At 64.7% G+C, this 5440-nt stretch carries 4 protein-coding genes; 1 reads left to right on the top strand and 3 read right to left on the bottom strand.

What is annotated here, in order from left to right:
* Positions 1–454: 454 nt before the first annotated feature.
* Positions 455–691: a hypothetical protein gene (locus tag AC0969_RS19665; protein ID WP_479625839.1), complete on the bottom strand. Its 237-nt coding sequence runs from the start codon at positions 689–691 to the stop codon at positions 455–457.
* 379 nt (positions 692–1070) lie between these two features.
* Here AC0969_RS19665 and AC0969_RS19660 point away from each other — a divergent pair, with 379 nt between their 5' ends.
* The gene (locus tag AC0969_RS19660; RefSeq protein ID WP_479625838.1) at positions 1071–1685 is read left to right on the top strand and encodes a tRNA-uridine aminocarboxypropyltransferase; all 615 of its coding nucleotides are present in this window, start codon (positions 1071–1073) and stop codon (positions 1683–1685) included.
* Between the two features lie 61 nt (positions 1686–1746).
* On the opposite strand, the gene priA is transcribed toward AC0969_RS19660, so the two are convergent.
* Complete coding sequence (gene priA, locus AC0969_RS19655) at positions 1747–3846, bottom strand: replication restart helicase PriA (protein ID WP_479625837.1); 2100 nt, start codon at positions 3844–3846, stop codon at positions 1747–1749.
* A 309-nt stretch (positions 3847–4155) separates the two neighbouring features.
* On the bottom strand, positions 4156–5244 hold the full coding sequence (gene hemE / locus AC0969_RS19650; protein WP_479625836.1) for a uroporphyrinogen decarboxylase: 1089 nt from the start codon (positions 5242–5244) through the stop codon (positions 4156–4158).
* Positions 5245–5440: the final 196 nt, after the last annotated feature.

The following is a 5440-nucleotide window of genomic DNA, read 5'->3' as shown; positions in this document are numbered from 1 at the left end:
GCTGACAGTCCCAGTGCTTGGCAAAATAACGCTTCTTGCATTTGTGTTTCTCCTTTGGGATTGGATGTCAACACAATTTTCTAGCCCGTGGTGCGCCACCCGAAACGGAAGAGAGCCGTAAAAATGGCCGCTAGCGCAGATTCTGCCTGCGCTAGCGGCTATCAAAACCATAGTATCCACCGCCGTGGCATAAGGTTCGATTCTTTACTGTGACGACACCACCTCGCAGCCAGAACGCCCTCCCGCCAGGGATGCCGTGGAATCGGCTTTGCCGGGCCACTGGCATCGCCCCCTGCAAGGGGGGGGGGCGCAAGATGCGCAGCACTGTAGCCTGGGGGTGTACTTATTTGCTGGTAAAGCGCAGTACGCCGTCCCAGTTAGGTGGGGGGGCGTCGCTTCGGAATGTGCGCACCGTGGCCAGAAGCAGCGGTGCGGCCCGATCGTGTGGGGGCTGTTAGGCGTAGCCGCTGAATGCCTTTTCGGCTTGCGTCCAGTCGCTTGCCAGCCAGGCGTTGTAGCCCTGCATCCACCGGTCCAGGCCGTCGGTGTCCTCGCGCATCTCATACACCGCCAGCGGCATGGTGGCCCCCACCACCAGCACCGGGCCAAAGGGACGGAATATAAATTGTCCGCCCACGGCATCCACCACCGCCTGGGTCAGTCGCAGCTCGGTGCCGAAGGCTTTGTTCAAGCCCTCCCGCACCTAGCCCCAGGCCGCCAGATAGCGGTAACTGTCCAGCGCAATGCCGATGCGCAGCCGTATCTTGCGTGCCCACCGGTCGCCAGAAGGGGGCTGTACCACGGCGGGATGTGCCATGCCATCACACCTTGTTTGCAAGTGGTTGCTGAAAATGGTTGCAGGCCATCATGGGCCTCGCGGGGTGTAGAAACCCGCGACGTGCTGCCTGTAACGACCCACCCCCAGGCTACAGCGCAAGCGCTTTTCGCCAACCCCCTTGGCAAGGGGGCAACACCAGTAGCCTGGCGGAGCCAGTTCTGCGGTGTTTCTGGAAGGCCTCTTCACCACGCTGCGTTGGATCTGGGTAGTTACCGTTGCCTAGAATTCGGCCATGTTGCCTTCTCCGCACCCTCTGCACCGCCCCATGTGCCCGACCTGCCTGCGCCCGCAGCGCACCTGTATTTGCCACTGGATGGCGCCCACCGCCCACGCGGTGGAGGTGCTGGTGCTGCAACACCCGCTGGAAGTGCCGCAGGCCAAAGGCAGCGCCCGCCTGCTGTGTTTGAGTTTGCAAAACAGCCATTTGCAGGTGGGCGAAACATTTGCCGAAGCGCCCTGGCCCGCAGACGGCAAGCACACGCTGCTGCTTTACCCCGACACCCCGCTGGATACGGCGGCCGACCTGTCACCCCCGCCCCCGCTCCCCGCCGCCTGGCTGCAGCACCCGGCAAATCTGCGCTTGGTGGTGCTAGACGGCACCTGGCGCAAAAGCCGCAAGATGCTGTACAGCAGCCCACCGCTGCAACAGCTGCCCCGCCTGGCCCTGCGCGGCCTGCCGCCCTCGCACTACCGCATCCGCAAAGCGCATTTGCCAGACCAGCTCTCGACGCTGGAAGCCACCTGCGCAGCGTTGGCGCAGCTAGAGGGCGATGGCGCACGGTTTGCGCCGCTGCTGGCGGCGTTTGACGGCTTTGTGGGGCAGCAGGCTGGCTATCAGTTGCGCTAGGTTTGCTACATATTTGGTAGCTGCTTGTGCAGGTGTTATATGCGCTAGAAGCCGATTTTCTTTAAATGCTTAATGGGTCTACGTCGATGGCCCAGCGGACCAGGCCTTTGGCCTCGGGCTGGCTGCGGGTGGCGCGCAGCACGGCTTGCCAGGCCAGCAGAAAGCGTTGCAGGGCCTGGCGGGAGGGGCTTTCCACCAGCATCTGGGCACGCTCGATATTGGCCACCCGCTGCACGCCCATCGGCACGGCGGGGTAAAGGGTGACGCGCTCCACATCCGGCACGTCGCAGGCGGCGGCGCTGGCCAGGGTCAGGAATGCCTGGGCGGCTTCTTGCGTGCGGGCCTCGGCGCGCACCAGCGCCTGGAAGCTGAAGGGCGGCATGCCTGCCGCGCGGCGCTCGTCGAGCTGGCTGGCGGCAAACGCCGGGTAGTCGTGCTGGCGCAGGGCGGCAAACAGCGGGTGCTGGGGGTGTTCAGTCTGCACCCACATTTCGCTGCTCTGGCTGTGGGCGGCATCGCGGCCTGCCCGGCCTCCCGCTTGCATCAACAGGGCAAATAAGCGCTCGGGGGCGCGGAAGTCGCTGGAGAACAGCGCGCCGTCGGGCTGGATGGCGGCCACCAGGGTGATGCGGCGAAAGTCGTGGCCCTTGGCAATCATCTGCGTGCCCACCAGCACATCGACCGCGCCGGTGTGCACCTCGGCCAACTGGGCTTCCAGCGCGCCTTTGGCCTTGGTGCTGTCGGCGTCGATGCGGGCCACCACCACCGGGCCCCCGTCGGGGCGGCGCACGCTGGCGAGTAATTCGGCCAGGTGCTCTTCTAGCCGTTCGGTGCCCCGGCCCACGGGGGCGATGTCGGGGTTGCCGCAGGTGGGGCAGGCGCGCGGCACCGGTTCGGCATAGCCGCAGTGGTGGCAGCGCAGGCTGCGGTCGATCTTGTGGAACACGCGGTAGGCGCTGCAATGCGGGCATTCGCTCTTCCATTCGCAGCTGCCGCAGGCCAGCACCGGGGCGTAGCCGCGCCGGTTCAAAAACACCATGCTCTGCTCGCCACGCGCAATGCGCTGCTGGATGGCGGCCAGCAGCTGGGGTGAGAACACGGTTTTCTTTTGCTGCAAGCCCATGTCCACCAACCGCACCTTGGGCAACGCGCCCGCGCCGATGCGGCTGGGCATGGCCAGGCGCACGTAGCGGCCGCCCTCGGCAGCGGGGCGGCTGTGGTGCCAGCTCTCCAGCGACGGGGTGGCCGAGCCGAGCAACACGCGGCAGGGTTCGGGGTCTGTGGATAAACGCGTTTCCAGCTGGCTGCGGTACACCGCCAAGTCGCGGGCCGAGTAGCGCGCGCCTTCCTGCTGCTTGTAGCTGGGGTCGTGCTCTTCATCGACCACGATGAGCTTGAGCCGGGGCATGGACGCAAACACCGCCATGCGCGTGCCCAGCACGATGCGCGCCGTGCCCCCGTGCGCGGCCAGCCAGCTTTTCAGGCGCTGCGGGGCGGTCATGCCGCTGTGCATGGACACCACCGCCGCTGCGCCAAAGCGGGGTTCGAAGCGTTCGCGGAAGCGGGCTTCCAGCTGCGGCGTGAGGTTGATCTCGGGCACCATCACCAGCGCCTGGGCCGTGGGGTCGCGGGCCAGCAGGCGCTGCACCAGTTGCAGATACACCTCGGTCTTGCCGCTGCCGGTAGAGCCAAACAGCAAGAACGGGCCAGGTTGGGCTTCAAATTCGGCAATGGCGCAGGTCTGCTCTGCGCTGAGTGCTGCGGAATGTATAGCGGCATCCGCCTGCGCATCGGCACCTTTGGCGGGCCGCTTGAGCCGCCGGGTGAGCTGCGCCGCGCCCAACTCGCGCAGCTGCGGGGGCAGGGCGGCCAGGGCCACTTCGCCCACGGCGCGTTGGTAGTACAGGGCGGCAAACTGCACCAGGCCGCGCCAGGCCGCGTTCAGCGGCGGCAGGCCGTCGAGTGCGGCGCTTAAAGGGCGGATCTCAAAAGTGGACTCTTGAGGCTCGCCATCCCACACCACGCCCAGTGTTTCGCGTTTGCCCAGCGGCACCCGCACCAGGCTGCCGGGCGGCAGGGCGGTGGTGTGGCCATAGGTCAGCGGCCCGGCGATGGCGCTGTGGGCGGGGGTCTGGACGACGACGGAGAGCCGGTGCGGCATGGCTTGGTTTATGTGCGGTATTTCACGTGAACTAGAGGGAAGGCGGCTAAGTGCTTGATTTGCAACTGATTTACAAGGTATCCCAAGAATCTGTGGATAACTTTGTTGATATCTCTGCGGGGTGGCCCGCGAAGCCCGGTAAATCAAGGCTTTCGACGGATTGCCTCTAAAAAAAGCAATTTCAGATGACTATATGAATCAAGGACTTACGAGCGCTATGGGTTTCATAGCGGGTGGTGCCACCCTTGTGCTGTCTTGCCGCACTGCATCACAAATTTTGTGCATAAGTGGTGCATCGGCAAACTATTTTTAGGCCCTAACTTGGCGCGAAACCCGGTGTACCGCCTCCACCAGTGCCGCCACGTGCTCGGGCGGGGTGTGCTGGTTGATGCCGTGGCCCAGGTTGAAAATGTGCGTGGGGCCGGTGCCTGCACCCTGGTGGGGCACGCCAAAGCTGCGCACCACGCGCTCCACCTCGGCGGCAATCTGCGCGGGCGGGGCAAACAGCACGTTCGGGTCTATGTTGCCTTGCAGGGCCTTGCTATGGCCCACCTGGGCGCGGGCCTTGGCCAGATTCACCGTCCAGTCCAGCCCCAGCACCTCGCAGTCCAGGCCAGCCATCTCGTCCAGCCACAGGCCGCCGCCCTTGGTGAACACCAGGCGCGGAATGCGCACCCCGTTGTGCTCGGTTTTGAGTTTTTGCAACACTTGCTGGGTGTAGGCCAGGCTGAACTGCTGGAACGCGCCGTCGGCCAGCACGCCGCCCCAGCTGTCAAAAATCATCACCGCCTGCGCACCGGCTTCGATCTGGGCGTTGAGGTAGGCGGCGACCGCATCGGCGTTGACTTGCAGCATACGGTGCATCAGGTCCGGGCGGCTGTACAGCATGCTTTTGACCAGGCGGTAGTCGTCGGAGCCCTTGCCTTCGACCATGTAGCAGGCCAGTGTCCAGGGGCTGCCCGAGAAGCCGATCAGCGGCACCCGGCCATTCAGCGCACGGCGGATGGAGGTGACCGCATCCGTTACATAGCGCAGCTTGTCCATGTCGGGCACTTCCAGCTTGGCCACGGCGGCTTCGTCACGCACCGGGTGGGCAAAGCGCGGGCCTTCGCCCTGCGCAAAGCTCAGACCCAGGCCCATCGCATCGGGCACGGTGAGGATGTCGCTGAACAAAATGGCAGCATCCAGCGGAAACCGCTCCAGCGGCTGCAGGGTGACTTCGGTGGCGTAGTCGGTGTTGGTGGCCAGCCCCATGAAGCTGCCCGCCTTGGCCCGCGTGGCCAGGTATTCCGGCAGGTAGCGGCCCGCCTGGCGCATCAGCCACACGGGGGTGTGGTCGGTGGACTGGCGCAGACAGGCGCGCAGAAAGCTGTCGTTTTGGAGGGGAGCGAAGGACATGGCGGGGCGGAAGGGCAAACTGGGGAGCTTACCGCACCGTACTTTTGCCGGAATGCCCCAAAAATCATATGCTACATATTAGAGCCACTTGCACAATTCTGCGGATGACCAAGCGGCCAATGTGCCAGCGACAAAAATCAAGACGAAGCGAAGGGATTTAGCGGGTTGCGTGGTTGAGGTGCATCGAAAGCCATGT

The organism is Rhodoferax sp. LB1P47 (genome assembly GCF_056521445.1).
The sequence above is the reverse complement of the archived record's forward strand: the minus strand, read 5'-3'. Positions and strand labels throughout refer to the sequence as shown.